Genomic DNA, 26,401 nt, shown 5'->3' with positions numbered 1-26,401 from the left:
CTTCCATGAGAAAACCCGTCGCCTCCTCCTCGCCTCGGCTCGCCGCGCCGCTGGCCGCCGCATGGCTCACCGGCATCGCCAGCGTGGCCGCCGCGCCGATCATCACGCCGCGGAACAGCGGGCCGAATACCCCGTCCACCGCCACGGACGAGCTGGCCTACGCCGAGGACGTGAGTACCACGGACCTGCTGCACGGCCTCACCGGCACGGGCGGCACGTGGAATGCGAACGGCTCCAGCCCGGCCGGGCTGAATGACGGCGTGCACGGCGCGGACTCGGATGCCGCGGGCATCTCGGCGCTTGCGGGCACGGCATGGTCGCGGGACGGCAGCAATGTTTCCTTCCGGGAATTCGTCCTCGGCGCGGGCCCCGGCGGGCTCGGCTACGACATCACGAATATCCAGTCCATCGCCGCGTGGCAGGGGGCGGGCTTCGCGAACCAGCGTTACGAGGTGCGCGTGCGTCTGGTGGGCGAGTCCGCTTTCCAGACCTCGCCCGTGGCGACGGTGAACTACCAGCCGTACAGCGCCACGCTGAATGAAGGCGGCGCGACCCGCGTGCGCATCACGGACAGCACCGGCAAACTGGCCAGCGGCGTGGAGGCCATCCGCTTCGACGTGCTGGATACCGTGGGGAATGCCGCGGGCGGCACCGTCTTCCGCGAGATCGACGTCCACGGCGCACCGACCGCATCTACTACGGATACCGTAGCACCGGTGGTGGTGTCGCTCTTCCCGGAAAACCGCGCCGTCTCGGTGGGTGCGGGAGCGACGCTCACGGCGGACTTCCACGAGCCGATCACGCTCGGCACCGGGACCGTGACGCTGAAGAACACGACCACGCAGGCGGAGACCGTCATCACCCTGCCGGACCCGCGCGTCACCGTCAGCGGACGCACGCTGGCCATTCGCCCCGGCCTGCTGGTGGCGGGCTCCTCGCCGTATGCCGTGCGCCTCTCCGCGGGCGTGGTCGCGGATGCCGCGGGGAATTCCTTCGCGGGCATCGCCGATGACACCACGTGGAGCTTCACCACGGCGGCACCGGACACGCGGACCTTCACGCTCGACGAGCTGGCCTACACCGGAGACGCGAGCGCGCACGACCTCCTGCACGGCATCACGCCCGTGACCACCGGCTGGAATACGGGCAATGGCGCGCATCCCACGGAGCTGACCGACGGCATCCACGGGCGGAACTTCGCCTCGATCGGCAACAGCGTGGAAGGCGCATGGACCACCGTGGGCGCGACCGCCGTGTATCAGCTCGGCGCGGGTCCGAATGGCACGGGCTATGATCTCACCTCCATCCACTCCATCGCGAGCTGGGTGGATGTCTCCTTCGGCAACCAGGCATGGACCGTGGACGTGAAGCCGCTGGGCGGGAGCTACACCACGCTGGCCACGGTGAATTACCAGCCGCTCAATGGAAAGGGCGCGACGAAGGTGGTGCTCGGCGGCACCGGCCCGCTGCTCGCCGGGGGCATCGAGGCGATCCGCTTCACCGCGAACCAGGTGAATGGCGGCGCGAATGCGGGTGCCTTCGTGTGGAGAGAGCTGGATGTCTTCGGTCACGCCGCCGCACCGCTGGTGGACGATGGCACGCCGCCGACGCTGGTGTCGCTCGTCCCTGCGGACGATGCCACGGACGTCTCGCCGTCCGCCGCCCTGGTCGCCACCTTTGACGAAGCGATCACCGCGGGCAGCGGCTCAATCCGCATCCGGAATCTGGACACCGCGGCGGAGACAGTGATCCCCGTGACCGACCCGCGCATCTCGCTCGCGGGCACCACGCTGACCATCACGCCGTCGCCGCGCCTCGCGCCGCTGACGCGCTACGCCGTGCTCATCGATGCCGGTGCGGTGGAGGATTTCCATGACGATGCCTTCGCGGGCATCGCGGACGATGTCACGTGGAGCTTCACCACGGGCCGCACGCCGCTGCGCATCATGCCGATGGGCGACTCGATCACCGCGGGCTACACGGACAATCCGGTGTGGAACGAGCCCTTCTGGTACGGCTACCGCAGCGGTCTCTACAATCGACTGCACGCGGCGGGCTACGACTTCACCTTCGTGGGCCAGTCCACCGAGCTGCCCTCGCACGTGGCGGGCACCACGCCTCCAGCGGACCTCGCCGCGCTCGACCAGAACAAGCACAACGGCTACGGCGGACAGGCCGCGGGCTACCTGAATGCGAACATCCAAGGCTGGCTGGCGAACGACGACCCGGACGTCATTCTCCTGAAGATCGGCACGAACTCCGCCGACCAGAACGGCCTCGACACGCTGATCCAGACCATCACCACGACGAGCCCGGACACCTACGTCATCGTCGCCGAGATCATGCCGAAGTACAACTACGAGCAGGGCGTGGTGAACTACAACTCGTGGATCCGCCAGACGCTCGTGCCGAAGTACCAGAACCTCGGCAAGCGCGTCTCCCGCGTGGACCAGTATGCGCCCTTCCTGACGAACCCCGCGGACCTCGAGTCGATCGACCGGTCGCTCTTTTCGAATGGCATCAACCATCCCGACAACGACGGCTACGACAAGATGGCTGCGGTGTGGTTCAGCGGCATCGAGGCGCTTGGCCTGAACCAGGTCAGCTACAGCGAGTGGATCGCGAACCCTGCCTACGGCATTGCCGTGGGGGATCGTGGCTTTGCGAGCGACCCGGATGGCGATGGCATCCCGAATGGCGTGGAAGCCTGGCTCGGCACGCATCCCGGCGAGGCGAATGCGGGACTGGGAGCGCTCGTCGCGGTCCCCGCCGCGGGCGCGGGCTCCGGCACGGGATTCAGCTTCAGCCACTCGCTGAATGCCACGCCACCCGCCGGTCTCGGCGCCAGCTACCAATGGTCCACCGACCTGCTCCAGTGGCATGATGCCGATGGCACCGACGGCCCCGCAGGCGGCCCCACCGTCACCGCCAGCATCACCGGAACAGCCACCACCGCCAACGTCCTCGCCATCCCGAGCACGCCCGTGGAAAGGCTCTTCCTCCGCCTCTCCGTCGCCTCGGATTGAACGGACGGCAGCAGAGACCTGGGAGCGGGAACCTGGGAGCGCCGGTCATCAGACCGGCCCGAAGCAATCTGCCGGCCCACATCGCCCTGTGCGGACCACGATGGCACAGGGCTTCCGTCGGCAGTGATGTGAACTCGGGCGGAATGAATTTCGCGTTCCCCGTGAGGGCCATGCGGACGGTTTTGGTGAGGTGGTCAGCGAGGCACCACTTCGGGCCGGTCTGGTGACCGGCGCTCCCAGGGCTGGCGCTCCCACGGGAACGATGCGGTCCACCTTGCAGCTGGGCCTCGGCCACGATGGTTTGCAGGGAGCCGTTCCGCCAGCCTTGGCGGCAGTTCAAGTCGACTGCCATCTAATTGGGATGCCGACTCCCCGGAAAAAATCCCGCTTGCCCGCTCACCCGTTCCGACTTATACACTTGCTTCAGTCGCTCGCGAAGCAGGGTCATGTGCCCCGCCGCCGCGCTTTATGCGATGATTTCGGGCCTCAGCGCCACCTGATGATTTTATTGGAATGCCAAGGTATGAGAAGTTTGCCAGCCGTTCATTGTGAACGGCTAGCGTCATTGGGCCACGTATGATCGATCTGGATCCGGGCCAGCATTCCACTTACCCCTTCGCAGGCGAAGGCGCGGATTTCCCGTGCCTGCCCGCGTCGCACTGAACCCCAAGGAGGACAAAGCCATCGCCAAGCCATCAAAAGGTAACTTCAAGGGTCGTCAGCAGCGCGATATGACGCGCGTGAACGACCGTATCCGCGCGCCCAAGGTGCGTGTCGTGCTTTTCAACGGAGACCAGATGGGAGTCATGAGCTCCCGCGAGGCGCTCGAAAAGGCGAAGATGATCGGGCTCGACCTGGTCGAAATCGCCCCGAACGCCGATCCGCCGGTCTGTCGCATCGTGGACTACGGCAAGTACAAGTACGAGCAGTCCAAGCTGAAGAAGCAGAAGTCGAAGAGCTCCACCCGCATGAAGGAAGTGAAATTCCGCGTGGGCACGGGCACGCATGACTACAACATCAAGATGGGCCGGGCCGAGGGCTTCCTCGATACGGGCCACAAGGTGCGCATGGTCCTGCAATTCCGCGGTCGTGAGAACGCCCACAAGGAACTCGGCTTCGTGATGATGAAGCGCATCATCGAGGACCTCAAGCAGATCGCCCACGTGGACCAGGAGCCGCGCCTGAACGGTCGTGCCGTCGGCATGACCCTCTCGCCGCTCCCGGAGCACCAGCGGAAGCGGAGATTCCACCTCTTCCACGGCGAGCTGATGGAGGAAGACGACTTCGAGGAAGACGAAGAAGGCTTCGACGAGGAAGTCGGCAACGAAGGCCTCACCGAGGAGGAATCCAAGGCGCAGGACGCCAAGGAGGAAGCCGCGGCAGCGAAGGAAGAAGTCACGGCCGAGAAGGAGTGATCTGATTCATTCCGGTTCAGTGGCTATCAGGCTTTGGCTATTCGACATCGACGGCACCCTGGTGGATACCGGTGGTGCCGGGATGCGGGCCCTGCAGCAGGCCGCCGAGGAGTGCTTCGGCGGCAGCGGGCCCGCGCTGGATCTGGCCGGCAGCACCGACCTCGGCGTGCTGGCCGGCATCCTCGCCCACTTTGACCGGGCCCACGGGCCGGAGGAGGAGGCGTGCTTTTTCGCCAGCTACCTCCGTCATCTGGAGGGGAATCTGGAGCGCGGCGGCTATGATGGCCGCGTGCTGCCGGGTGCGGCGGAGCTATTGGAAAGGCTGGCCGGCATCCGGGAGGTGACCGTCGGCCTGCTGACCGGGAATATCGCCGGTGGAGCTGCGGCAAAGATGCGGCACTACGGGCTGGATGCCCACTTCGCCTTTGGCGCCTACGGCTGCGACCACGCGGACCGGAATCTGCTCGGCCCGGTGGCCCTGCAGCGGGCCGCCGCCCATGCGGGCCGGGATTTCACGGCGGAGGAGACGCTTGTCATCGGCGACACGCCAAAGGACATCGCCTGCGCGCGCGCCATCGGTGCGCGCTGCCTTGCCGTCGCCACCGGCCACTTCACCGCCGCCCAGCTCCGCGAATACGGTGCGGACGTGGTGGTGGAAAGCCTGGCCGATCCCGTGGTGCTGGCGACCTTTCTGGAGGAGTAGGTTGCGGCGGGGAGAGGCCTGTTAGAGCGCACGACATTCGCGCGGCGCGACCGATTGCCCATTCGGAGCATTCATGATCGGTCAGCGTTTCCACGGGTGCGTGGGAATACGCGGATCGCGCTGCGGCGGCAATCCCGGTCCGCGGGATGCTTCCTTCCCGGGCCTCGCCGCTGCCCGGAAAAGGGTTGCCCGTCACGCCCCGCGCGGCTACCCGCCGGGCCGCAAACATTTCACCAACCAATCCCCAACATCATGTCCGTCCTCGTAGGAAAGAAAGCCCCCTCCTTCACCGCCAAGGCCGTCGCCGGCTCGACCATCATCGAGGAATTCTCCCTCGATCAATTCCTCGGTGAGAAGTACGTGATCTTCTTCTTCTACCCGAAGGACTTCACCTTCGTCTGCCCGACGGAGCTGCACCGCTTCCAGGAAGAGCTGGCCGAGTTCGAGTCGCGGAACGTGGCGGTGGTCGGTTGCTCGACCGACTCGGAATTCTCCCACTGGGCCTGGCTCCAGACGCCGAAGGCAAAGGGCGGCATCGAGGGCGTGACCTACCCGCTCGTGGCCGATGTGAACAAGACCATCTCGGACGCCTATGACGTCCTCGCCGGCGACTACGACTTCGACGAGAACGGCTCGCTCACGGTGCGCGGCGAACTCGTCGCCTACCGCGGCCTCTTCCTCATCGACAAGGAGGGCATCGTCCGCCACCAGGTCATCAATGACATGCCGCTCGGCCGCTCGATTCGCGAGGCGCTGCGCGTGGTGGATGCTCTGCAGCACTTCGAGCAATTCGGCGAAGTCTGCCCGATGGACTGGACCCGCGGCGACAAGGCGATGAAGCCGGACCACGAGGGAGTCTCCGGTTACCTTGCGAACTGAGTTCCGCACATTTGTCCGGCCCGATCTAACAAGGCCGAACTGATTTATCCACCGGCCGCGCATGCAAGTGCGCGGCCGGTTTTATTTCCCAGGGTGGGCAAGAGTAGGAGCGGTCTACCCGAATAAGCGTTCTGGACCGTTGCCCCGCATGGCTTTGGGTGAGCTTTAAAGCCGAGGTAAAACCTTGAAGCCGCCTTCAGCACCGAAGCCCGCTGGGGCCACAATACAGCCTCGCGCCGCACGCCGGAGCGTGCGGCTCACAATTCCTCACCAATCAGCACTCCCAACCCGGATCCCGCCGGATCAGAGCCGGCGCTCCTTGATCTCCGCGGTGATCTCCGCGATGAATTCCGCCACAGGCTTGGCGCCGAGGTCGTCCTTGTCGCGGTGGCGGACGGAGACGGTGCCTTCCTCCACTTCCTTCGCGCCGAGCACGAGCATGTAGGGGATGCGCTCCAAGCGGGCGTTCCGGATCTTCGCGCCCACCTTGTCGGACGAGCTGTCGAGCGAGACGCGCACGCCGGCTTCGGCGAGCTGGGTCGTCAGCGCCTCGGCCTCGGTCAGGAATTTGTCCGAGATCGGCAGCACGCGCACCTGCTCCGGCGCGAGCCAGGCGGGGAACTTACCCTCGAAGTGCTCGATCAGCAGGCCGGTGAAGCGCTCCAGCGAGCCGAAGGGCGCGCGGTGGATCATCACCGGGCGGTGCGTGGTATTGTCCGCACCGATGTAGCTGAGATTGAAGCGCTCCGGCAGCACGTAGTCCACCTGCACGGTGCCGAGCTGCCAATCCCGGCCGATGACGTCCTTCACCACGAAGTCGATCTTCGGCCCGTAGAAGGCAGCCTCGCCCGCTTCCTCGGTGTAGGGCACGTCCAGCGTGGACGCGGCCTGGCGGCAGGCCGCCTCGGCCAGGTCCCACTTCGCCGGGTCGCCCGTGAACTTGCTATCGTCCGGGTCGCGCAGGCCCACGCGCACGCGGTAGTCCGTCATGCCCAGCGTGGTCAGCACCGTCTTCACCAGGCTCAGGCAGCCGATCAGCTCCTGCGCGATCTGGTCCGGCGTGCAGAAAAGGTGCGCATCATCCTGCGTGAAGCCACGGACGCGCGTCATGCCGCCCAGCTCGCCGGATTGCTCCCAGCGGTAAACCGTGCCGAATTCCGCGAGGCGCACCGGCAGATCCCGGTACGAACGGTGCTCGCTGGCGAAGATCTTGATGTGGTGCGGGCAATTCATCGGCTTCAGCATGTAGCCCTCGTAGGTGCCGTCGCTGAGGCCATTGATGAGCTGCGCGCAGGTCGTGTCCTCGTCCGCCAGCTTTTCCAGCACGTCGCGCTCCGGGATGGCCGGGTACTGGCTCTCCTGATAGTAGGGGAAGTGGCCGGAGGTGCGGTAGAGGTCCAGCTTGCCGATGTGCGGGGTGAAGACCTGCGAGTAGCCCTGCTTGTCCAGCTCCGCGGTGATGAAGTCCTGCAGCGCCCGGCGGACCAGCGCGCCCTTCGGCTTCCAGAGGATGAGGCCCTGGCCGACCGCTTCGTCGATGTGGAAGAGGTGCAGCTCCCGGCCCAGGCGGCGGTGGTCGCGCTTCTTCGCCTCCTCCAGGCGCACGAGGTGCTGCTCCAGCAGCTCCTTCGATTCGAAAGCCGTGCCGTAGAGGCGCTGGAGCTGGCCCTTCGACTCATCGCCCATGTAAAAGGACGAGGAGACCGACATCAGCTTCACGTTCTTGCACTTGCCCGAGTAGCCGACGTGCGGGCCGGCGCAGAGGTCGATGAATTCGCCATTCTGGTAGCAGGAGATCTCCTCGCCTTCCGGGATCTTGTCGATCAGGTCCAGCTTGAAGCGGCTCGCATTCCCCGGGCGCTCGGACAGGCCGCCGAGGCGACCGCTTTCCGCCATCGCCTTTGCCTCCTCCCGGGAAATCACCTTACGCTCGAATTTCTGGTTCTCCTTCGAGATCTTCTTCATCTCCGCCTCGATCTTCTCGAAGTCGTCCGGCGTGATGCGGTGCTTCATCTCGAAGTCGTAGTAGAAGCCGCTCTCGATCGGCGGGCCGTAGGCGAACTGGGCGTCCGGCCAGATGCGCAGGATGGCGGTGGCCATCACGTGGGCGCAGGAGTGGCGCAGGCGCTCCAGATCCGTCATTTGGGCGCGTTCTTCGAGAGTCTTCCGTTCGGACATGGGGCGGGGAGATTGGCCGGGGCGGCGGCTTTTTCAATGCCGGATTCGGTCCGTTTCCGTTGCGTCCACCCCGGCGAGTCCATTCGCATCCCAAGGGGGCGGCACCAGATATGGACCGGAAATCGGACGCGCTCCCGTTGGCCAGGTCGCTTTTGGAAAGCCCCGCTCGGTCGATGAGGGGAAGTCTTCAGGCCGTCGCCTTCCGCTTTTTCGCAGGCTTCGGATCAATCCCCGGGCTGTGGTAGGGCTCCTTGTCCAATACCCTGAATCGGCTGGTTCGGGCCTTCGCGACAGAAGCCGGAAGCTTGTCGGAAGCGTCCACCAGGAAAGCCATCAGGTTGAATCCGGCTTCCGCGAAGAACCTCTCGACGTTATGGGAAAAGTCGGAGTCTTCCTCATTCTCACAAGCAAGGGCGGCGAGCCTCTCCAGATCATGCTTCATCGCAAACGCGTGGCTTTTCACGCTCTGGACCAAGCTCATCGGCGCGCCGATCTGGATGGTCATCGGGGAGTCGAGAGCTTCGGAGTAACGCGCGATTTCGCCTAGCGTCACGTCGCAGTCCATCGACGCCTCGAACTTCGAAACGGCGCTTTGAGTGATCCCCATGGCTGCGGCCACGTCCTTTTGCGTCAGGCCGGCTTTGATCCGCTTTGAGACCAAGGTGCGGACAATCGACGAGCCTTTGAGAAGTTCGTCGAATTCCGAGATCGCCTCGGGTTTCCCATGCTTCTTCAGCAGATCGGAAACGGAATTGAATTTCGTGCTCATGTTGTCGGATCAATCTTCCTGTTCGGACTCCTGCAAAATTCTCTCAACTTCCTTGGAGGCAAATCTGATGTCCCTCGCTTGCTCCCGCTCTCCCTTTCCTCCCACACACAATAAATGAAGGGTGTGTGATTTCAAATTGGAATACGTGTAGGCCCGGACTTCCTTCATTTTGGGGCGCTTCGTTCCATCCGGATAAGCGCCGCCGCGCTGGTCAACGGCTCTGATTCCCTTGGGTTCCTGATGAAGGAATCCCAATTGGACGTGAATGGGGTTTTTGCATTGGTTCAGGGCATCCTGATAGACCTGCAAATTGAATGAGATGGCAGCTTGCTCATTCGGGCCAAGCTTTTCGAAGTCGCGCAAAAATTGCTCTGTCGCGTCGAGTGTCCAACTCATCGGATGGGGGCGGATGAGCTTCGGGGATATTCCTGTTTGGAATTCAGGTCAATGACTTTGCCGCCGCTTCTTCAGAAATCCGACACCGCATCCACTCCCACGGAGCCGCGGAAGGAGGAGCCGTGGTTTTCCTCGCTCCCGCCGGAGAGGCGGCGGACGCGGTCGTCCTGCAGCTTGCGCTCTTCCTCGCGGTTGGCGGAGGTGGGGCCGAGGTTGAGCACGGCGGCCGAGTGCTCCCCGCTGTCGAGCGGATCGGCGGTGCCGATGGGGGTGCAGCAGGGCAGGGCGAGAGCGATGAGCGCGAGCCCGGGCGCCAGGCTTGGGGAATGGGCGGGCATTTCCTGCTGATTCGTCGGCGGGTGTGACATCGGTGAAGATCCCGTCACTTCGGCTGTTCGCGGCGGGCGGCGGGGTCGGCTTCCTTGGCGCGGCCGCGGTTCCAGAGGCCGTCCTTCCAGCTTGCGGAGAGGGCGGGGCATCCGGCCAAGGCGCGCGCGGCATCCGGGCCGCCCTCGCGCTGGTGCATGATGCGGTTGCAGCGGGCGAGCGTCCACTCCGGGTGCGGGCGCTCTTGGAGCTGGAAGGCGTCCCCGGCGGCCACCTCGCCGTGGCGCAGCACGCGGAAGTAGAATCCGGTGCGGCCATTCCGCTCCACCTGCACGGCGAGGTCCTTCACGTGCCAGCGGCGCGCGAGCTTCCAGCACGGCTGCCGCGGCTGGGAGACCTGGACGATGGCGGTGCCGATGGCGAAGGTGTCGCCGATGCAGACCTCCTCCTCCACCAGCCCGCGGGTGGTGAGATTTTCGCCGAAGGCTCCGGTGGGCAGGCCCTCCAGGTCCTCGATCGTATTCCAGTGCGCGTAGTGCTCGGAGGGATAGACGCAGACGGCCTTGTCCACGCCGCCGTGGACGCGCGTGTCCGCCACCTCGTCCCCGCGGAAGCCGAGGTAGCCCAGCCACTGCGGGCCCTCGTGCGCCACCTTGTAGAAGCCGGTGCGCCAGTCCTTGTCCCACCACTCGCCGCTGCCGCCGCCTGGCACGTCCGTGGCGGGGCCGTAGTGCAGCGCGAGCACGTCCATGGTCGCGGGGGATGTCATGGGAATGGCGGTGGCGGTCGTGGTCATGGGGCAGCCTCCTCTCCGGCGGCGTAGTGGGTGTCGAGCTCGCGGAGCTGCTCGATGATGCCGGCGAGCCTCTGCCCGCGCGGCGAGAGATCGTATTCCACCCGGGCGGGCAGGCCGGGATACTCCGTGCGCTCAGCCAGCCCGTGCTCCAGCAGCTTCTTCAGCCGCTCCGCCAGCACCTTCGCCGAGATGCCGGGGATGAAGCGCTCCAGCGCCCCGGGGCGCTTCACGCCGCGCGCGATGGCCGCCACCACGGCCACGGCCCACTTGCAGCCCACCACCTCCTCCAGGCTCCGGTAGCGGTTCCGGTCGTCCAGCGAGAGATAGGCAGGGGCGGTCCTCACCGGGGCATCCTGCGGCATGTCGGCCGGGGGTGTCACCCGGGCACTTTCCGGTGGGGTCCCTCCCGAATCCTGCCCGATTTCCCGATTCATCGCGGGTGCTTTCCTACGTCACGGCAACCCGCCGCATCAAACGCAAAACCAACCGAACCAACAACCAACCAATCGAAGCGATGAAACAACACGCCACCTTCTACCACGCCGGCTGCCCCGTCTGTGTCGATGCCGAGCAATCCCTGGCCGCCTCGCTGGACCCCGCTCGCTTCGACGTGGAAATCGTCCACCTCGGCGAGTCCCCCGGCCGCCTGGGCGAGGCCGAGCAGGCCGGTGTGAAAAGCGTCCCCGCCATCGTGCTCGGCGGGTCCGTCTATCACATCAATCACGGAGCCGACCTCAGCGCGCTGAAGTGAGTGCAGTGAGCCCATGACATGACAGGATAGCGTGGAGTCCTCCGGCGAGCGGGTGCTTTCCGGAGGACTCCCGCGCGCTCACTCGGACCCGCTCTCAAATCCGCCCTCGTCCGTCACGCTGATCCGGTCGATATCGATCCGGGCTCCCATCCACCCGCCGAGATCGAAGGCATCTGCCTCCACGGTGGCGTGATCGCGCCAGGTATCGAGGCTCGTGTATTCACCGCGGAAAACCAACATCGCAGAGCCATCGGGCAGGGGCTCCATCTGCGGCGCTTCCCCACGGTAGAAGCGGATTTTCCCATGGGGATCGTGCACCACCCGGGTGACTTCGGGGAAGCGGAACTCCAGCCTCGTCGCCCTTTCTCCCCCTGCCACCCTCGGTAGCGGGCGCACCGGGTCCGACAGCAGCGGGAGCGTGGCCTCATTCCCGGCGATGGTGATGACGGCTGTAGAGAGCGATGCCGTTGCGATGAAAAGCCCGCGCACCGGTGCCCGCATGCCATATCTGCCCATCACCCCGCGGATGAGTATCGGAAGGGTAAGGAGGAGGGGCAGCGGCAGCACGGCGATCAGGAGGGCACCGACGATCATCCCCCGCATCGCGATCATCATGCCCAGTATCCCCGTGACGGCCATCAGGGGCGGGAGCGCCAGGCTGGCCTGCGCCATCGGGGTCATCGGCGTCCGTTTCATGAAGAGGGGATCTGGAGTGGCATGGCGGGCACCTTGATGAAAGAAGGGTGAATTTTCCGGCGGGCTCCCCTCATTTCCCGGCCCGCGGGGCTCATCGCGTCGTATCATCACTTGGCACTTGGAAGTTTCCCCGGGTCGCCTCACCTTCCGCCGCGTGCGACGTGGCCAGCAGAGTGATGTATTGAAGATCCTTGCCTATGTGGCCGCCACCCTCGTCCTCGCCGCGATCATTTCCCCGTGGCTCTATCAGCTCGGGAAGGGCCTGGCGGAGGTCACTGCGGACAAGCAGACGAACAAGGCAATCGACGCCCTGGCCAAGGCGGCGGGCCGTGCCGAATTCCCGCGCTTCTTCGACCGCGCGATGATGCTCTCCGCTCTGGTGCTCATCTTCCCGCTCACCGCCTGGCTGCGTCTCGGTCGTGCGCCCGGCAGCTACCGGGATACGCCTTGGTCGCTGCGCCTGCCGGACAATGTGATCTCGTCCGATCTCGGCCAGCCGCTCCGGCGGAATCCGCAGGGCTGGCTACAATTCGGCACCGGCTTCATCATCGCCGCCGGGCTGCTGCTGCTCTCGGGCTGGCTCATGCTGCAGGCCGGCTGCTTCATGTGGAAGGACGCCGAGGCTTCCACCCGCGGCGCGGCGAATCTTTTCCAGCAGCCCATCGACTGGGCGAAGTCCTTCAAGAAAGTGGTCCCCGGCGCTCTGATCGTCTCGCTCATCGAGGAGGTCCTCTTCCGCGGCGTGCTGCTCGGCATCTTCCTGCGAGCCATGCGGGCAACGCCCGCGGTCATCGCCCTCTCGCTGCTTTTCGCCTTCGTCCACTTCCTGGAGCCCTCGCCCTATGTGCGGGTGCCGGATCCGGAGTCGTCCTCGGCGGGCTTTTACCTGCTCGGCCAGATCTTCGCCCGCTTCGCGAATCCTCTGGAGCTGGTCTCCGGCCTCACGGTGCTCTTCGCCGTCGGTCTGGTGCTCGCCTACGCCCGCATCCGCACCGCCTCGCTGTGGCTGCCCATAGGCCTGCACTTCGGCTGGGTGGTCGGCTTTGGCATCTTCAAGTCCGCCACCTGGGCGGTCGGCGGCCTGCCGGAGATCACCCGCTGGTTCGTCGGCACCACCCTGCGCGAGGGCCTCCTGCCGCTGTCCGTGGTGGCTGTCACCGGCGTGCTGGTCCACATCATGACCCGCGTGCCGGAACCGCCCGCGAGCTATCGCAGCTAGCCGGATAGGAAAAGCTCACCCGCCATGGGCACGCCGCATATCGTCAGCAGCGCCGCATGGCGAGGGTGGGGGAGGCGGGTGCTGGACATGGTCTATCCCGGCCGCTGCCACCACTGCGCCGCCGGCTTGCCCGCCGGTCGCTCGCTCTGCGATGCCTGCGCGGCCGAGCTGCCCTCCCTGCGCGAGCCCTTTTGCCTGAAGTGCGGCGAGGAATTCGAAGGCCACGCGGCGTCCCTCGACGATTGCCCGAACTGCCGCGGGGAAAAGCTCGCCTTCGACTTCGCCCGGCCCGCCTTGCCCCATCACCCGCGCCTGCTGGAAATGATCCACGGGCTGAAATACGGTCGCCACATCGAACTGGGGGAAGAGCTCGCCCGCCTCGCCGCCCGCTCCTTCCAGGACGATCCCCGGCTCTCCCCCGCGCTCGCGGAGCGCTGGCCGCTCGTCCCCGTGCCGCTCCACCGGCGGCGGCTGCTCTGGCGACACTTCAATCAGGCCGAGGAAATCGCCCGCCCGCTCGCCGCGCTTACCGGCCTGCCGATGTGCCGCGCCATCGCCCGCACCCGCCCGACCGACAGCCAGACCAGCCTGACGCGCGCCCAGCGGCTGCAGAATCTCCGCGGGGCCTTCGACCTCTCCCGGGAGGGTGGCCGCAGCCTCGCCGCTGGAGTGCCGTCCGGCGCGATCATCGTGGACGATGTTTTCACCACCGGGGCCACCACCAGCGAGTGCGCCCGCGTTTTGAGGAAGGCGGGCATTCAAAAGGTGGTTGTCGTCACCGTCATGCGCGGCTAGCGTCGCCGCCTCCCGCACGGCAGCGAGCCGGGCGAAAGCCGCCAGCAAGAAAGAACGAATCTCCATGGGCATCTTCAACAAGCCACCTCTCCGCGGCGCACGCGGTCGCGACAGCATGCCCGAGGGCCTCTGGACGAAGTGCCCGGACTGCGGGGCCATGCTTCACACGCTGGAGCTGAAGCAGTTTCACCAGACCTGCCACCACTGCGGCCACCACTTCCGCATGGATGCCATGGACCGCATCGCCCTGCTCGCCGACGAGGGCACCTTCGAGGAAACCGACCAGGATCTCGTCTCCGCAAACCCGCTCGGCTTCGCGAACTACCGCGAGAAGATCGAGGGCATGCGCGCGAAGACCGGCATGAATGACGCCGTCGTCACCGGCCGCCTTGCCATCGGTGGCCAGCCCGCCGTCATCGCCGTCATGGATTTCAAGTTCTTCGCCGGGTCCATGGGCTCCGTCGTCGGGGAAAAGATCACCCGCGCCATCGAGCTGGCCATCGTGGAAAAGCGCGGCGTCATCATCGTCTCCGCCTCCTCCGGCGCCCGCATGCAGGAGGGCATGCTCTCGCTCATGCAGATGGCGAAGACCTGTGGCGCGCTCGCCCGTCTCTCCGAGGCCGGCCTGCCCTACATCTCCCTGCTCACCGACCCCACCACGGGCGGTGTCACCGCGTCCTTCGCCACCATCGGCGACATCAATCTCGCCGAGCCGAAGTGCATGATCGGCTTCGCCGGCCCGCGCGTCGTGAAGGAAACGACCCACCAGAACCTGCCTCCCGGCTTCCAGACCGCCGAGTTCATGCTCGATCACGGCCTCGTGGACGCCATCGTCCCGCGGGACAAGCTGCGCGACAAGCTCGCCCAGCTCCTGTCCTTCATGATGCCCGCCGCCTGATGGCGGGGGAGTGGACGGCGGCTGCTCTGCGTGGTAGAGGTTTCCCATGAGCGAAAAGCCGCAGGCCCTGTTGGATGCCGTGCTGTCCCTCGACCCCGAGGCCCGGCGCTGGTTGGCAGAGGCCTTGTGGGAAAGCTTTGATGATGACGAAGCGGTTCTGCAAGAACTGGACACCCGTTGGAACTCCTTGGGAGAGAATCCTGATTCTTGGGTCAGCCATGACGAGGTGGTGAAGCTCTTGAAGCGGAGATGATTTACTCTCAGGGCCAAGGGCCCGGCCATCCCTCAGCCCGGGCCATCGGCCCGGGTATGGATCGCCGCACCGTCGGCGGCCTAAAGGGCCGCGATAGGGGAAGTCGCCGCCTCACCATTCACGTCGCTTCCCACCCCGGCGATGCCTCTTCTCTCCATCGGCACTTATCGCCCCCATAGGTGATCCCTCGCCCCTCGTTCCGCCAATCGGCCTACCTCTTCGCCTAGGATCATGATTTCGCTAAACCAAACGGCCTCACGGGACCGTTATTGAGCCATCACCAGATCCATGAAGTTCCGTCCCCTGATTCTACTGCCCTTGGCAGCCGCCCCATTGCTCGCAGACGTCCCGGAAGCCAAGGTCGAGACCGGGCACTCCGCGTCCGATGCCGGATTCAAGTTCGACTCCATCCTCCCTCCGGCCACGAATGACGCCGCCACCGGCGCGAAATTCACCGTCGTCTCCGGCACCATGGACCCGAATTCCGGCGGCCTCGCCGTGCTGAATGACGGCAAGATCCCGAGCGGCGACGACGAGCCGCGCGCCAATTTCTTCTTCGCAGGCCAGGGCGGCCGTCTCGCCCTCGACCTCGGCAAGGACGTCGATATCGCCTCGCTCGCCACCTACTCGTGGCACAGCGGCGAGCGCTCCGCGCAGAACTACAAGCTTTACGCCGCAGCCGGTGACGCGAAGGCCCCCGCCGCAGGCGAGGACCCGGCCACCGTCGGCTGGGTGGAAGTCGCCACCGTCCAGACGCCCGCCGACCGCACCGGCCAGCACGGCGTGACCATCTCCTCGAAGAAGGAAGGCGCGCTCGGCAAGTACCGCCACCTCCTCTTCGACATCAAGCCGAACCAGGACCCGCGCGGCTTCGGCAATACCTTCTTCAGCGAGATCGACGTCGTCGAAGCCGGCGGCCCCGAGCTCACCCGCTACAAGGCCCCGGAGAAGCAGCTCACCACCTTCGAGACCGAAGGCGGCGAGTTCAAGATCATCCTCGACTCCACCGCCAGCCCGGACCTCCTGCCATGGTTCAAGGAAAAGGCCATCCCCGCCCTGCAGGAGTGGTACCCGAAGGTCGCCCACCTCATCGTCATCCCGGGCAAGACCCCTGAAGCGCCGAAGACCTTCCGCATCGAGCTCCGCGAAGGCCAGATCATCCCCGGCCGCGATGGCATCCCGGGCTACGCCAGCGGCGAGCAGATCGTCGTCAGCTCGAAGTTCATGCGCGACCAGAAGGACGGCGAGGCCCTCGGCTGCCTGATCCACGAGATGGTCCACATCGTCCAGTTCGGCTCCGGCAAGCGCGCCGCCCGCGGCGTGCCGGTCTGGTTCTTCGAGGGCGCCACGGACTACATCCGCTGGTACCTCTTCGAGCCCGAGCGGAATGGCACCGTCATCCGCAATCCCGACGCGGTGAAGTACGACGACAGCTACCGCACCACCGCGAACTTCATGGAGTGGGTCATGCGCACCTACACCAAGGACCTCATCCAGAAGGCCCACATCGCCATCCATGAAGGCTACTCGAAGGACCTCTGGCAGACCTGGACCGGCAAGCCCGTCGAGGAGCTGGAAAAGGAGTGGAAGGAAGACCTCCGCAAGCGCCTCGAGAAGAAGTGATCTGATTTGATCCATCGGGCCACCGGATTCCCGGCCTGACCGACAAGGCATCTGACATCTCCAGCCCGGCGGGAAGCGCACCCAGCGCCAGTCCCGCCGGGCTTTTTGTTTCCCCGCGCTCCTCTCCCTCCTCACCCACCATCCATAGTCGTAGTGCTGACACCACGGGGGCCACGGATGAGGCCTGCCATCAGAAGCTCCGGTTTTCAGGACCAAAGGTCCGGCCATCCCTCAGCCCCGGCCATCGGCCGGGGTTGGCTGATCGACACAGGTCGGCGGCCTGAAGGGCCGCGATAGGATGCAGGTGGAGACCAATCAAACGAGTGCGGTCCGTGACCCGCACAACGCGCTGAGGAGCGTCGACATTCTGTCGACGCCACGATCTCGCTGTGCTAAAAATTCTCCATGAGCGAAAAGCCGCAGGCCCTTCTGGAGAAGGCGTTGGCCCTTGATCCTGAGGATCGCCGCTGGTTGGCGGAAGCCTTGTTCGAAAGCTTTTCAGAAGATGAATCCGACGAGGAAGGCATCCGGATCGCCGAAGAAAGGCTGGCAGAAGTCGAGCGGGGTGAAGCCCGGATGGTTCCGTGGGAGGATGCGATGCGGATGCTCGGGCGATGATTCAAGTGCGTCTCCATGAAGGAGCAATCCGCGATCTTCGCGAGATTCTGGATCAACTGTCGAACGATTCGGAGAGGGCGGTGGAGCAGTTTTATGTCGAACTCGATGCTGCCGCAGAATTTATCACGCGGCATCCCGGGGCAGGGCATCCTTGTAGACGCTTCAGACGCTGGAATTTCAGGAAGTTTCCCTACCACTTGATCTACATAGCGCCCGATGGTCGCGGGGAGACTTGGATCATGGCGGTGCGTCATGATCGCCGCCATCCGGGCTACGGCATGAGACGCCGCGTCCCCGATCCACGGATATTGTGACGCGCGGCAAGTTCGGTTTGAATGTTCAGGGGTGGCTGGAGTTTGCTTTTCCCGTTCCCACGCCCCACCGTGACCTACCCTGAATCCATCGACTGGCTCTTCTCGACGCAGATGTTCGGCATCAAGCTCGGGCTCGATGGGCCGCGGCGCTTGCTGAAGGAATACCTCGCCTATCCCGCCCATGGCGTGAAGGTCATCCACGTCGCCGGGACGAATGGCAAGGGCAGCACCTGCGCGATGATCGACTCGGTCGCCCGCGCCGGGGGCCATCGCTGCGGCCTCTTCACCTCGCCGCACCTCATCGACTACCGCGAGCGCATCCGCGTCTCCGGAGTGGAGATCCCGGAGGATGCCTGCGCGGACATGCTCACGGAGCTGCGCGCGCTGTGCGAGACGCTGGACCCGCACCCGACCTTCTTCGAGATCACCCTGGCGCTCGCCATGCGCTGGTTCCGCCAGTGCGAGTGCGAGATCATCGTGCTCGAGACCGGCATGGGCGGCCGCCTCGACGCCACCACCGCCGTGCCCGCGGATGTCTGCGCAATCACCCCCGTGGGGCTGGATCACATGCAGTGGCTCGGCGATACCGTGGAGGCCATCGCCATGGAAAAGGCAGGCATCTTCGTCGAGGGAGCGCCCGCCCTCTCCGCCCCGCAGGAGCCCGGCGCGCGTCGGGTCTTGGAAAAGGAGGCAAACGAGCGCCGCTGCCCGCTCACCTTCATCGATGCCCCGCTGCAGGGCTACCCCATCGCCCTGCCCGGCCCGCACCAGCGGTGGAATGCCGCCCTCGCGCTGGAGTGCCTGCACGCCGCCGACCTGCGGCTCGACTACGAGGTAGTCATGCACGGCCTCTCTTCCGTCCGCTGGCCCGGCCGCTTCGAGCGCATCTCCCGTGCGGGCCGCGAGGTCATCCTCGATGGCGCGCACAATCCCCAGGGAGCCGCCGTGCTCGCCAGCACCTGGCAGGAGGAGTTTCCCGGGAAGAAAGCCACGCTCGTCTTCAGCGCCGTCGCGGCAAAGGACATCGGCGGCATCCTCTCCCTCGTCGCCCCGCTCGCCGCGGTCATCCATCTCTGCCCGGTCGATACCCCGCGGGCTGTCGCGCCCGAGGAGATCGCCGCCGTCCTGCCACCCGGCGCGCCCCCGCACGTCTGCCATCCCGGCTTCGAGGCTGCCATGGCCGCGGCGCTGGCCGAGACCGTAGATGGTGAAGTTGCAGGGGAGGGGGGGAAGCCGCGCCCCATCCTCATCGCGGGCTCGCTCTTCCTCGTCGGCGAGGCAAAGGCCTGGCTGGAAGGCGGCTCCTTCCAGGCCAGCACCCAGTAGATCAGATCACAGCACCCGTACGCAGCGAAGGAGGGCCACCCGGCCCTCCCTCTATGGATACTGACAATGCTATGGTGTGGTCCGCGCCGCCGTCACCGGCCCGCGGTCCTGTCTCACTGGAGAATGTAGGTCGTCTGCGTCACGTACGGGATGCGCTTCGTGAGCTTGAAGGTGAAGAAGCTCAACGACACCGCCGTCGGCTCGTTCGTCGTGGTGTTCTTGTGGACCGCGCCCGTGCTCGGGGAGGTATTCTTCTTCGGCTTGTTGAAGTAGGCATTCGCGCCGACCGAGCCGGACAGGAAGCCGAGCTTGAAGCCCGGGCCGGTGAGCTCGCCCTTCTTGCCGATCTTGAAGGTGACCTGCTGGCCCACGGTATAGGCCGGCACGCCCTTCGGCACCGGGGCCGTCGGGAGGACCGTCGTGCCCTGCGTGGCGGACGTCTGCGCGGTCGTCACGGTGAAGGTGAAGGTCTTGCCCGGAGTGAAGTCGCCGAAGATCTTCGGAGCCTTCGGCTTCGGTGCTGCTTCAGCCATGGGGAGGACGGCGGCGATGAGCGCGAGTGCGCTGACGATTAGCTTTTTCATAGGAGGAGATGGCCAGGAGTAGCCGAGGTGCTGTTAGGATTCTGATAGATGCGAATCAAGCGAAAATACGGCAGCGCTGACCTTCTCTTTCATCGTGCAAATTGCTGATATTCAGGGTTGTTTCTGATTTTCAGCAGCTTGGGAAATCAGAGGTGCGGTTGGATATTCAACTCGCTTTTGCAATTGTCTAACAGTCCGCTTCCCGGCATAGGTGAAATACCTATCTCTAGTTGGGAGTTCACCCCTTGCTCCTGCCCGTTTCACGGGCCTCACTGGTCCGTGAAGACCTCCCAGGCCGTGCGGATCGACTGCACCTCGGACGCCCGGTATTCCCGCTTCCCCTCAAAGGACCACACCACGCCCGGCCATGCGGGATCATCCTCCGTGCGGCCCACCACGTGGATGTGCATCTGGCGGACCTGGTTGCCGATGCAGGCCACGTTCAGCTTGTCCGGGTGGAAGTGGCTGGCGACGAAGTCGGAGACCTCGCGGATGACCACGACGACATCGCCGTAGGTCTCCGGGTCCAGCTCGTGCAGGTCCTCGATGCCCTCCTCCACCTGCGGCACGATGAGGATCCACGGGAAGATCGCGTTGTTCTTCAGCAGCACGCGGCAGCCGAGGAGTTCGCCCAGCTCGAAGCTGCCTGCCGCCAATCGCGGATGGAGGGTGAAGGACATGCCCACAGCGAAGCGCGATCCGCCCCGCCCCTGCAAGCACCGCGCGATCCTCCCCCGGGAGCGCCGGTCATCAGACCGGCCCGAATGGTCGCCGACTGCCGATGGAAACCCGTCGCCCCCGGGAAGCGGTGGTCTTTTGGAAAGACATGGGTGGACAACGAAACGAGCGAAATTGACGAAAGAAAGGCAGGGGAAATGGGATTGGGGGATTGAGAAATCAGGTGATTGGGTAATTGGGCGTTTGAGAGTTTGGGTGGCGAAAGAAAGACCAAGGGCATTTCAAATTTCGCCAATTTCGCTCGTTTCGTTGTCCCCTCCCTCTAACAGCATCGTCCGGGCTGCCCCCATACCCGCCGTAGTCGTGGTGGTGCCACCCCGGAAGCGACGGAAGCGACGATTGAGGTCCGCCGCCAGAAGCCCGGGTTTTCAGGACCAACGGTCCGGCCATTCCTCAGCCCCGGCCATCGGCCGGGGTTTGAGGATCAAGATGGATCGGCGGCCTGAAGGGCTGCGATAGGATGCAGGCCGGTCAGTCAAACAAACGCCGCAAGTGATCCCGACGCATTGCTTCCACGCGGTGGCATTCAGGTTGAGAATCGCCATCACGTATCGCGACCTTTCAGGCCGCCGTCTTCAGGGCAACCCGTTTCCCGGGCCGTTGGCCTGGGCTGAGGGATGGCCGGGCCTTTGGCCCTGAAGAGAAGGACGCTATTTGAGAAGGACCACCCTGCATCACCCGGGCCGGTCTAATGACCGGCGCTCCCAGGAAAACGCCCCTCAATCACCAATCCCCCAATCCCTCAATCTCCTCCGCCTTCATCCCCCTCCATTTTCATCGCCCCGCGCCAGTCCGTCCACTACACCCGCCGCGTGCCTGTCGTCCCATCCCGCTATCGTGCCCCGGCGTGGTTGCGGGGCGGGCACTTGCAGACCATCGTCCCCGCGCTTTTCCGGAAAGTCCCGCCGCTCGAGATGCGCCGCGAACGCCTTGAGCTCCCCGATGGCGATTTCCTCGACCTCGACTGGTCCACCCGCGGCAATGACCGCCTCGTCATCCTGTCTCACGGCCTCGAGGCGGATTCAAAGGCGACCTACATCCAGGGCATGGCCCGCGCGCTGCAGGCCCGCGGCTGGGACGTGCTCGCCTGGAACTACCGCGGGTGCAGCGGCGAATCGAACCGCCTGCTGAAATTCTACCACAGCGGCGCGTCCGATGACCTCGATCATGTCGTGCGCCACGCGCTCGCCGTCCACCGGGCGTCGCGCGTCGATCTCGTCGGCTTCAGCCTCGGGGGAAACATGACGCTGAAGTATCTCGGCGAGCGTGGGGATGCGCGCGACATCGACCCGCGCCTGCACCGCGCGGCCGCCTTCTCGGTGCCGTGCGATCTCGCGTGCTCGTCCGCCCGGCTTTCCTCCGCCATCAACCGCCACATCTACATGCGGCGCTTCCTCGTCTCGCTGCGGAGGAAGCTCGCCGAAAAGCGCCCGCGCTTCCCGGACCGCATCGACCTCCGCGGCGCGTGGAAGATCCGCGACTTCCGCGGCTTCGACGACCGCTACACCGCGCCGCTCCACGGCTTCGCCGATGCGGAGGACTACTGGAGACGTAGTAGTTCGCGGCCCTTTCTCCCGCGCATCGCCATCCCCGCGCTGCTCGTGAATGCGGCGAATGATCCCTTCCTCGGCCCCGGGTGCTTCCCCCGCGAGGAGGCGGAGGCCAGCGCGTGCTTCCACTTGGAGGTGCCGCAGGATGGCGGGCACTGCGGATTCCACGGCGGCGGCAGGGGAGGGGAGAGCTGGGCGGAGACCCGCGCGGCGGAGTTCCTCGCCGGCGAGTGATGCTTTGCCAATTCCGCCGCCGCATCGAAGCTATCCCCGTGACCCACGACCCCGATGCCGCCTGCCGCCGAGCGATGGGCTACCTGGAACTCGGCCTGCCGGAGGAAGCTCTCGCCGAGCTGGATGAAATCACCGCACCCGGCAGCCTCGCCCTGCATCTGCGCGTCGATGTCCTCTTCCGCCTCGGCGACTGGCCCGCCGCCGCCGCGATCTGCGTGCCCATGACCGAGCAGGAGCCCTCCGATCCCGGCTGGTGGATCCAAGCCGCCTACGCCCAACGCCGCGCCGCCTCCCTCCAGGAAGCCGAGATGATCCTCCGCGCCGGCCTCACCCGCCACCCGGCGAATGGCATGATGCTCTACAATCTCGCCTGCTACGCCTGCATGCAGGGCCGCACCGATGAAGCACGCGGCTACTTCCACCGCGCCACCGCCACTGATCCCGAGCAAATGCTGGAAATGGGCCTCATCGACCCCGACCTCGAGGCCATCCGCCCCTGGCTGCTGGAACTCCTCGCCGCCCATCGTACGCGCACGACCTCCGCATAACCCGCTTCCCGTAGCTGCACTGGTGACCATAGTCGCACTGGGCACAGTGCGGAAGCCGGCCCTGTAGCGGTTCCCACCCGTGGCTCGCGTGGTGTCCAGCAGAGGATGGAAATGCAGGCTTCTCAGGTAGCGTCCTTCTCTTCAGGGTCAAAGGCTTGGCCATCCCTCAGCCCGGGTCAGCGGCCCGGGGATCACGTTGCGCGGGCATGGCGGCCTGAAAGGTCGCGATACGTGATGGTGGGCCTCGGCCTGGAGGTCACAGGGTGGAGGCAACGCGTCGAGGTATCCTGCGTCGAGATCGGTTGCGGCGTTTGTTTGTCTAACCGGCCTGCATCGTATCGCGGCCCTTCAGGCCGCCGACCTGTGTCGATCAGCCAACCCCGGCCGATGGCTGGGGCTGAGGGATGGCCGGACCCTTGGTTCTCAAAGCCGGAGCTGCTGGCGGCGGACCTTACCCTTGGCTTCAGTGGTGACCACCCGTGGCTCCGCGTGGTGTTACCACCACGACTACCGAGAAAGAATCGGCTCCTAAACCCAGGATCGTCGGCTCTGGACCGGACCATTCAAAGAACCGCGTTGCCCGGGAATTTTTAAATCCAGAGGGAAAATCGGACCGCGGATTTGCAAGCCCTGCAACACCAGCACCCTGCAAAAATTGCTGCAATTTGATTAAGTTTCTTTAACTATTGGTGGAATCCCTTATTACCCCATTACCACCTGATACGACAGGTGGGGGCGGCGTGCCCGTCGCAAACAAAAATTGAACAGAATCAAGGCTCAGGTGGTCTCACGGGACCGCGATTTCGGAATTTCAAGAAATATCCGAATTTAAATGAACCTTGATTTTTAAAAATACCCTCCCCACTTACTTCACCCGGATGCTCGCCGCATTTCCAGGGATGTCCTTTGGTCTCGCCCTCCTGGCCCTCGTATTCGCGACGGGGCTTCCGCTCTTCTGCGCCTTCGTGGCAGTGGCGAATGTGCGGCGCTACCGGGTGAAGGCGCATCCCTGCGATGCCTATCAGGTGCCGCCGGACGTGCGGCGGAGGATGGCCCCGTGGGTGAATCGGCTGGGCCACTTCGGCTTCCGCCAGGCGCAGGTGTCGCGGCTCGAGAGCGCGGGCTATGCCGAGGCGCACCGCTGGATCCTGCTCAATGACGAGGAGAAGACCTACGCGACGCTGGAGCGCACGGTGCCGGTGAGCGGTGCGGGGGCGAGCGTGTCGCTGACATTTTTCACGGCGCAGCGGGATGGCACGCTGGTGGTGACGGCAGACCGCCGGATCACGCACCACCCGCCGGCATGGTGGCAAGATATCCAGCGGTTCTTCGGCACCGTGGCGTCGCAGTGGAAGCTCCACTACGCCCGGGTGCGCGGCCTCACGGAGCGCGTGCTGCCGCCGGTGGAGAAATTCGCCGGAATGCTGGAGGCGGACGAGGAGGCGCGCCACGAAGCCCAGGTGAAGGGAGGCGAATTCGTCCCCACGAAAAATGACCCGGACATCCTGCGGCTGCGCTACACGCGCCTGCCGTCCCGGGTGCTGCCGCTGCTGGCGGACTTTTTCTCCGGCCGCAGTTTCCGCTCGGCGACCCGTCGCGACGTGGCCGCCCCGGCGAAGGCGCGGGTGGACGAGGGGGAGCGTGTGGGCGGACCCATCGGCCTGTCGCTGAATCAAGCGGTGGAGCAGGATCTTGCGCGCTACCGGGCACTCATCGCCGTGCGCTCCAGCCCGCTCGATCACCTGCGCCGCATCGTCGTGGTGCTTGGCACCGTGGCGGCCTTCATCGCCATTTTTGGTCGGGACCAGCCCCTGCAGACGGCGCTGACGGTGCTGGTGCTGATGGCGCTGCACGAGGCCGGCCACTGGCTGCCGATGCGGTTCTTCCGCTACAAGGGCGTGCCGCCGGTCTTCATCCCCTTCACCGGGGCCACGGAGCGCGCGAGAAAGCTGCACGCGCCGGCTTGGCAGCAGCTCATGGTCCATCTGGGCGGCCCGCTGCCCGGCCTGGTCGCCGGCCTCTCGATGCTGGGCCACGGTTACTTCGAGCCGACGACGCCGCTGTGGCTGCTGGATGCGGCGGGCATGGCGGTGGCGCTGAATGCCCTGCACCTGCTGCCGGTGCTGCCGATGGACGGGGGCAAGGTAGTGGACCTGCTCGTCTTCCGCGACATGCCGATGCTACGGCCCTTTTTCACCGTCACCTCGTCGCTCACCACCTTCGCCGCAGCGGTGCTGCTGAAGTCCCGCGTGCTGCGTTACGTCGCCGCCGCCATGTTCGGCGGGGTGCTGTGGGACGTGAAGACGATCCAGGTGGTGCGCGGCGCGCGCAAGCTGCCATGGGCGGGCGAGATCAATGACGAGCCGGAGGCACTGCGCCGGATCTTCCGCGGCATGCGGGAGGAGGGCCAGGGTGCCTTCATCGGCAGCGAGGGCTGGCACAAGAAGATCGAGGCGCTGCTCATCGAGGTGATGCGCAAGCGGCCCATCTTCTTCACCCGGCTGGCCGGGGGCACCCTGCTGGCCGTGGCCTGCGCCGCGCCCGCGCTGCTGCTGGTGGGCGTGCTGCTCGGCCCGGTGCTCAGCGATACCGGCCGCGTGGTGCGGAATGCGGAGCATGTGCTGGAATTCCGCCGCACCTTCCCCCGCGAGACCCGCCAGCTCGGCACCGAGGACAAGGCCGCACTGGTAGCGCTGGCCACAGAGACGGAAGCCGGCAGGCCGCCGGTGAATGCCGACCCCATCCTGCGGAAGCAGGACACTCGCAATGCGGCCACCCACCTCCTCCCCGTGCTGGCGAAGCGGCTGGACCGCCTGGACTGGCAAAAGGCGAACATCGCCACCCGTACCAATCTCATCGACTCCCGTGCCCTGCCCGTCTGGGTGGAGGTGCAGTGCCAGCAGCTCGAGCGCAGCGCCGCCGCGGGGAACCGAGCCGACACGTTGGAGCGGGCGGAGGAAATGCTCATCATCCTCGGTGCGTCCGAGCCCGCCACCAGCCTGGAGCGGCGCGAGCAGCTCTCCGGCATCGAGCTCCGCGTGCTGTCCGTGATCGAACGCGAGGCCTCCGCCGGTCACCTGAAGGCGGCGGACATTGATCGCCTGGACACCCTGATTTCCGGTCGGAACGTCGCGCCAAACCCGGAGGTGGAGAGCCTGCTGCTGGTGGCCGCGTGGTCGGAGCGCAGCCAGCTCTCCGCCATCGCCGACGCCGCCGCGCAGGCCTCGCTGGACCCGCGCTTCTGGCGGGATCTCTATCCCCGGATCCGCGTCGTCCGCCGCCTGCTGGCGGAGAAGAATACCCCCGCTCTGCCCGCGTCCGTCGCGCTGGCCCGCCACTGGCGGAGCAGCCGCCGCGTGGGCGACCTGCCGCCGCAGATCGGCATGAGGGTCGCGGTGGAGCCGGGCGAGGCGAATCTCATCCTGAATTTCTGCGAAGATCACCGCCAGCTCTCGTGGCGGCGCATCGTCACCCTCAGCGCGCTGCGCCTGGAGGGCTTCCGCCAGAAGAAAGGCAGCTTCCCCGACCACTGGAAGCACAGCGTGCCCGGAGGCGCAGAGCTGCAACTCCGCATGAGCGGCGGCGCGGAACCCTACATCCGCCTGACCGACCGCACGGACCAGATCCAGAATTCCGTGCCCGGCTGGCTCATCCCGCCGACGCTGCCGCTGCCCACCATCAGCCCGCCGCTGGACTACGATTGCCCGCTCTATGGGACGCAGGCGTTGCCTGAGGTATCCTCACATTGATTGAGGTACCGCGCGC

The 26,401-nt window shown here is 65.6% G+C and carries 25 protein-coding genes; 16 read left to right on the top strand and 9 right to left on the bottom strand.

Features of this window, described 5'->3' with window-relative positions; translation table 11 throughout:
- Positions 1-5 precede the first annotated feature (5 nt).
- The 4 genes from OKA04_RS15730 to OKA04_RS15715 all read left to right on the top strand — a co-directional run bounded on the left by OKA04_RS15730 (position 6) and on the right by OKA04_RS15715 (position 6,023).
- Complete coding sequence (locus OKA04_RS15730) at positions 6-3,026, top strand: Ig-like domain-containing protein (RefSeq protein WP_264502139.1); 3,021 nt, start codon at positions 6-8, stop codon at positions 3,024-3,026.
- A gap of 641 nt (positions 3,027-3,667) precedes the next feature.
- Positions 3,668-4,441, top strand: a complete 774-nt coding sequence (gene infC / locus OKA04_RS15725; RefSeq protein WP_264502138.1) for a translation initiation factor IF-3 — start codon at positions 3,668-3,670, stop codon at positions 4,439-4,441.
- A gap of 19 nt (positions 4,442-4,460) precedes the next feature.
- Entirely contained in the window at positions 4,461-5,144 is a 684-nt protein-coding gene (locus tag OKA04_RS15720; RefSeq protein WP_264502137.1) for an HAD family hydrolase, read from the top strand.
- Positions 5,145-5,396: 252 nt separating this feature from the next.
- Positions 5,397-6,023: a peroxiredoxin gene (locus OKA04_RS15715; protein WP_264502136.1), complete on the top strand. Its 627-nt coding sequence runs from the start codon at positions 5,397-5,399 to the stop codon at positions 6,021-6,023.
- 303 nt (positions 6,024-6,326) lie between these two features.
- Here the strand turns inward: OKA04_RS15715 and thrS are convergent, their stop codons facing one another.
- The 6 genes from thrS to OKA04_RS15685 form a co-directional block, all read right to left on the bottom strand.
- Positions 6,327-8,201, bottom strand: a complete 1,875-nt coding sequence (gene thrS / locus OKA04_RS15710; RefSeq protein ID WP_264502135.1) for a threonine--tRNA ligase — start codon at positions 8,199-8,201, stop codon at positions 6,327-6,329.
- 187 nt (positions 8,202-8,388) lie between these two features.
- A complete protein-coding gene (locus OKA04_RS15705; protein WP_264502134.1) occupies positions 8,389-8,970 on the bottom strand; it encodes a helix-turn-helix domain-containing protein in 582 nt (193 codons plus the stop codon).
- Positions 8,971-8,979: 9 nt separating this feature from the next.
- Positions 8,980-9,366 carry a hypothetical protein gene (locus OKA04_RS15700; protein ID WP_264502133.1) on the bottom strand — a complete coding sequence of 129 codons (387 nt, stop codon included), beginning with the start codon at positions 9,364-9,366 and terminating at the stop codon, positions 8,980-8,982.
- A gap of 71 nt (positions 9,367-9,437) precedes the next feature.
- On the bottom strand, positions 9,438-9,704 hold the full coding sequence (locus OKA04_RS15695) for a hypothetical protein (protein WP_264502132.1): 267 nt from the start codon (positions 9,702-9,704) through the stop codon (positions 9,438-9,440).
- Positions 9,705-9,748: 44 nt separating this feature from the next.
- Entirely contained in the window at positions 9,749-10,489 is a 741-nt protein-coding gene (locus OKA04_RS15690) for an MOSC domain-containing protein (protein WP_264502131.1), read from the bottom strand.
- On the bottom strand, positions 10,486-10,869 hold the full coding sequence (locus OKA04_RS15685) for a winged helix-turn-helix transcriptional regulator (protein WP_264502130.1): 384 nt from the start codon (positions 10,867-10,869) through the stop codon (positions 10,486-10,488). Before OKA04_RS15685 ends, OKA04_RS15690 begins: the two co-directional genes overlap by 4 nt.
- 134 nt (positions 10,870-11,003) lie before the next feature.
- Here OKA04_RS15685 and OKA04_RS15680 point away from each other — a divergent pair, with 134 nt between their 5' ends.
- A complete protein-coding gene (locus OKA04_RS15680; protein ID WP_264502129.1) occupies positions 11,004-11,240 on the top strand; it encodes a thioredoxin domain-containing protein in 237 nt (78 codons plus the stop codon).
- A gap of 78 nt (positions 11,241-11,318) precedes the next feature.
- Here OKA04_RS15680 and OKA04_RS15675 read toward each other — a convergent pair whose 3' ends face one another.
- A complete protein-coding gene (locus tag OKA04_RS15675; RefSeq protein WP_264502128.1) occupies positions 11,319-11,936 on the bottom strand; it encodes a hypothetical protein in 618 nt (205 codons plus the stop codon).
- Between the two features lie 118 nt (positions 11,937-12,054).
- Between OKA04_RS15675 and OKA04_RS15670 the strand changes: the two genes are divergently transcribed.
- The 8 genes from OKA04_RS15670 (at position 12,055) to OKA04_RS15635 (ending at position 18,982) form a co-directional block, all read left to right on the top strand.
- Positions 12,055-13,155 (top strand): CPBP family intramembrane glutamic endopeptidase, encoded by a 1,101-nt coding sequence (locus tag OKA04_RS15670; RefSeq protein ID WP_264502127.1) that lies wholly within the window; start codon positions 12,055-12,057, stop codon positions 13,153-13,155.
- Positions 13,156-13,179: 24 nt separating this feature from the next.
- Positions 13,180-13,950 (top strand): ComF family protein, encoded by a 771-nt coding sequence (locus tag OKA04_RS15665; RefSeq protein WP_264502126.1) that lies wholly within the window; start codon positions 13,180-13,182, stop codon positions 13,948-13,950.
- Positions 13,951-14,014: 64 nt separating this feature from the next.
- Positions 14,015-14,848: an acetyl-CoA carboxylase, carboxyltransferase subunit beta gene (gene accD, locus OKA04_RS15660; RefSeq protein ID WP_264502125.1), complete on the top strand. Its 834-nt coding sequence runs from the start codon at positions 14,015-14,017 to the stop codon at positions 14,846-14,848.
- 46 nt (positions 14,849-14,894) lie between these two features.
- A complete protein-coding gene (locus OKA04_RS15655; protein WP_264502124.1) occupies positions 14,895-15,101 on the top strand; it encodes an addiction module protein in 207 nt (68 codons plus the stop codon).
- Between the two features lie 288 nt (positions 15,102-15,389).
- The gene (locus OKA04_RS15650) at positions 15,390-16,724 is read left to right on the top strand and encodes a basic secretory protein-like protein (protein ID WP_264502123.1); all 1,335 of its coding nucleotides are present in this window, start codon (positions 15,390-15,392) and stop codon (positions 16,722-16,724) included.
- 405 nt (positions 16,725-17,129) lie between these two features.
- Positions 17,130-17,342 (top strand): addiction module protein, encoded by a 213-nt coding sequence (locus OKA04_RS15645; protein WP_264502122.1) that lies wholly within the window; start codon positions 17,130-17,132, stop codon positions 17,340-17,342.
- Positions 17,339-17,656: a type II toxin-antitoxin system RelE/ParE family toxin gene (locus OKA04_RS15640; RefSeq protein WP_264502121.1), complete on the top strand. Its 318-nt coding sequence runs from the start codon at positions 17,339-17,341 to the stop codon at positions 17,654-17,656. Before OKA04_RS15645 ends, OKA04_RS15640 begins: the two co-directional genes overlap by 4 nt.
- 69 nt (positions 17,657-17,725) lie before the next feature.
- Positions 17,726-18,982, top strand: coding sequence for a bifunctional folylpolyglutamate synthase/dihydrofolate synthase (locus OKA04_RS15635; RefSeq protein WP_264502120.1), 1,257 nt, complete (start codon positions 17,726-17,728; stop codon positions 18,980-18,982).
- A 113-nt stretch (positions 18,983-19,095) separates the two neighbouring features.
- On the opposite strand, the gene OKA04_RS15630 is transcribed toward OKA04_RS15635, so the two are convergent.
- Complete coding sequence (locus OKA04_RS15630) at positions 19,096-19,566, bottom strand: hypothetical protein (protein ID WP_264502119.1); 471 nt, start codon at positions 19,564-19,566, stop codon at positions 19,096-19,098.
- 269 nt (positions 19,567-19,835) lie between these two features.
- Complete coding sequence (locus OKA04_RS15625) at positions 19,836-20,246, bottom strand: HIT family protein (RefSeq protein WP_264502118.1); 411 nt, start codon at positions 20,244-20,246, stop codon at positions 19,836-19,838.
- 870 nt (positions 20,247-21,116) lie between these two features.
- On the opposite strand from OKA04_RS15625, the gene OKA04_RS15620 reads away from it, so the two are divergent.
- The 3 genes from OKA04_RS15620 (at position 21,117) to OKA04_RS15610 (ending at position 26,385) form a co-directional block, all read left to right on the top strand.
- Entirely contained in the window at positions 21,117-22,088 is a 972-nt protein-coding gene (locus OKA04_RS15620; RefSeq protein WP_264502117.1) for a YheT family hydrolase, read from the top strand.
- A complete protein-coding gene (locus OKA04_RS15615) occupies positions 22,088-22,636 on the top strand; it encodes a TPR end-of-group domain-containing protein (protein ID WP_264502116.1) in 549 nt (182 codons plus the stop codon). The genes OKA04_RS15620 and OKA04_RS15615 overlap by 1 nt, the downstream gene beginning before the upstream one ends.
- 878 nt (positions 22,637-23,514) lie before the next feature.
- Positions 23,515-26,385: a zinc metalloprotease gene (locus tag OKA04_RS15610; RefSeq protein WP_264502115.1), complete on the top strand. Its 2,871-nt coding sequence runs from the start codon at positions 23,515-23,517 to the stop codon at positions 26,383-26,385.
- Positions 26,386-26,401: the final 16 nt, after the last annotated feature.

Origin of the sequence: Luteolibacter flavescens (assembly GCF_025950085.1) — a bacterium.
Lineage (GTDB): Bacteria > Verrucomicrobiota > Verrucomicrobiia > Verrucomicrobiales > Akkermansiaceae > Haloferula > Haloferula flavescens.
This window is presented reverse-complemented; position numbering and strand designations above follow the sequence as displayed.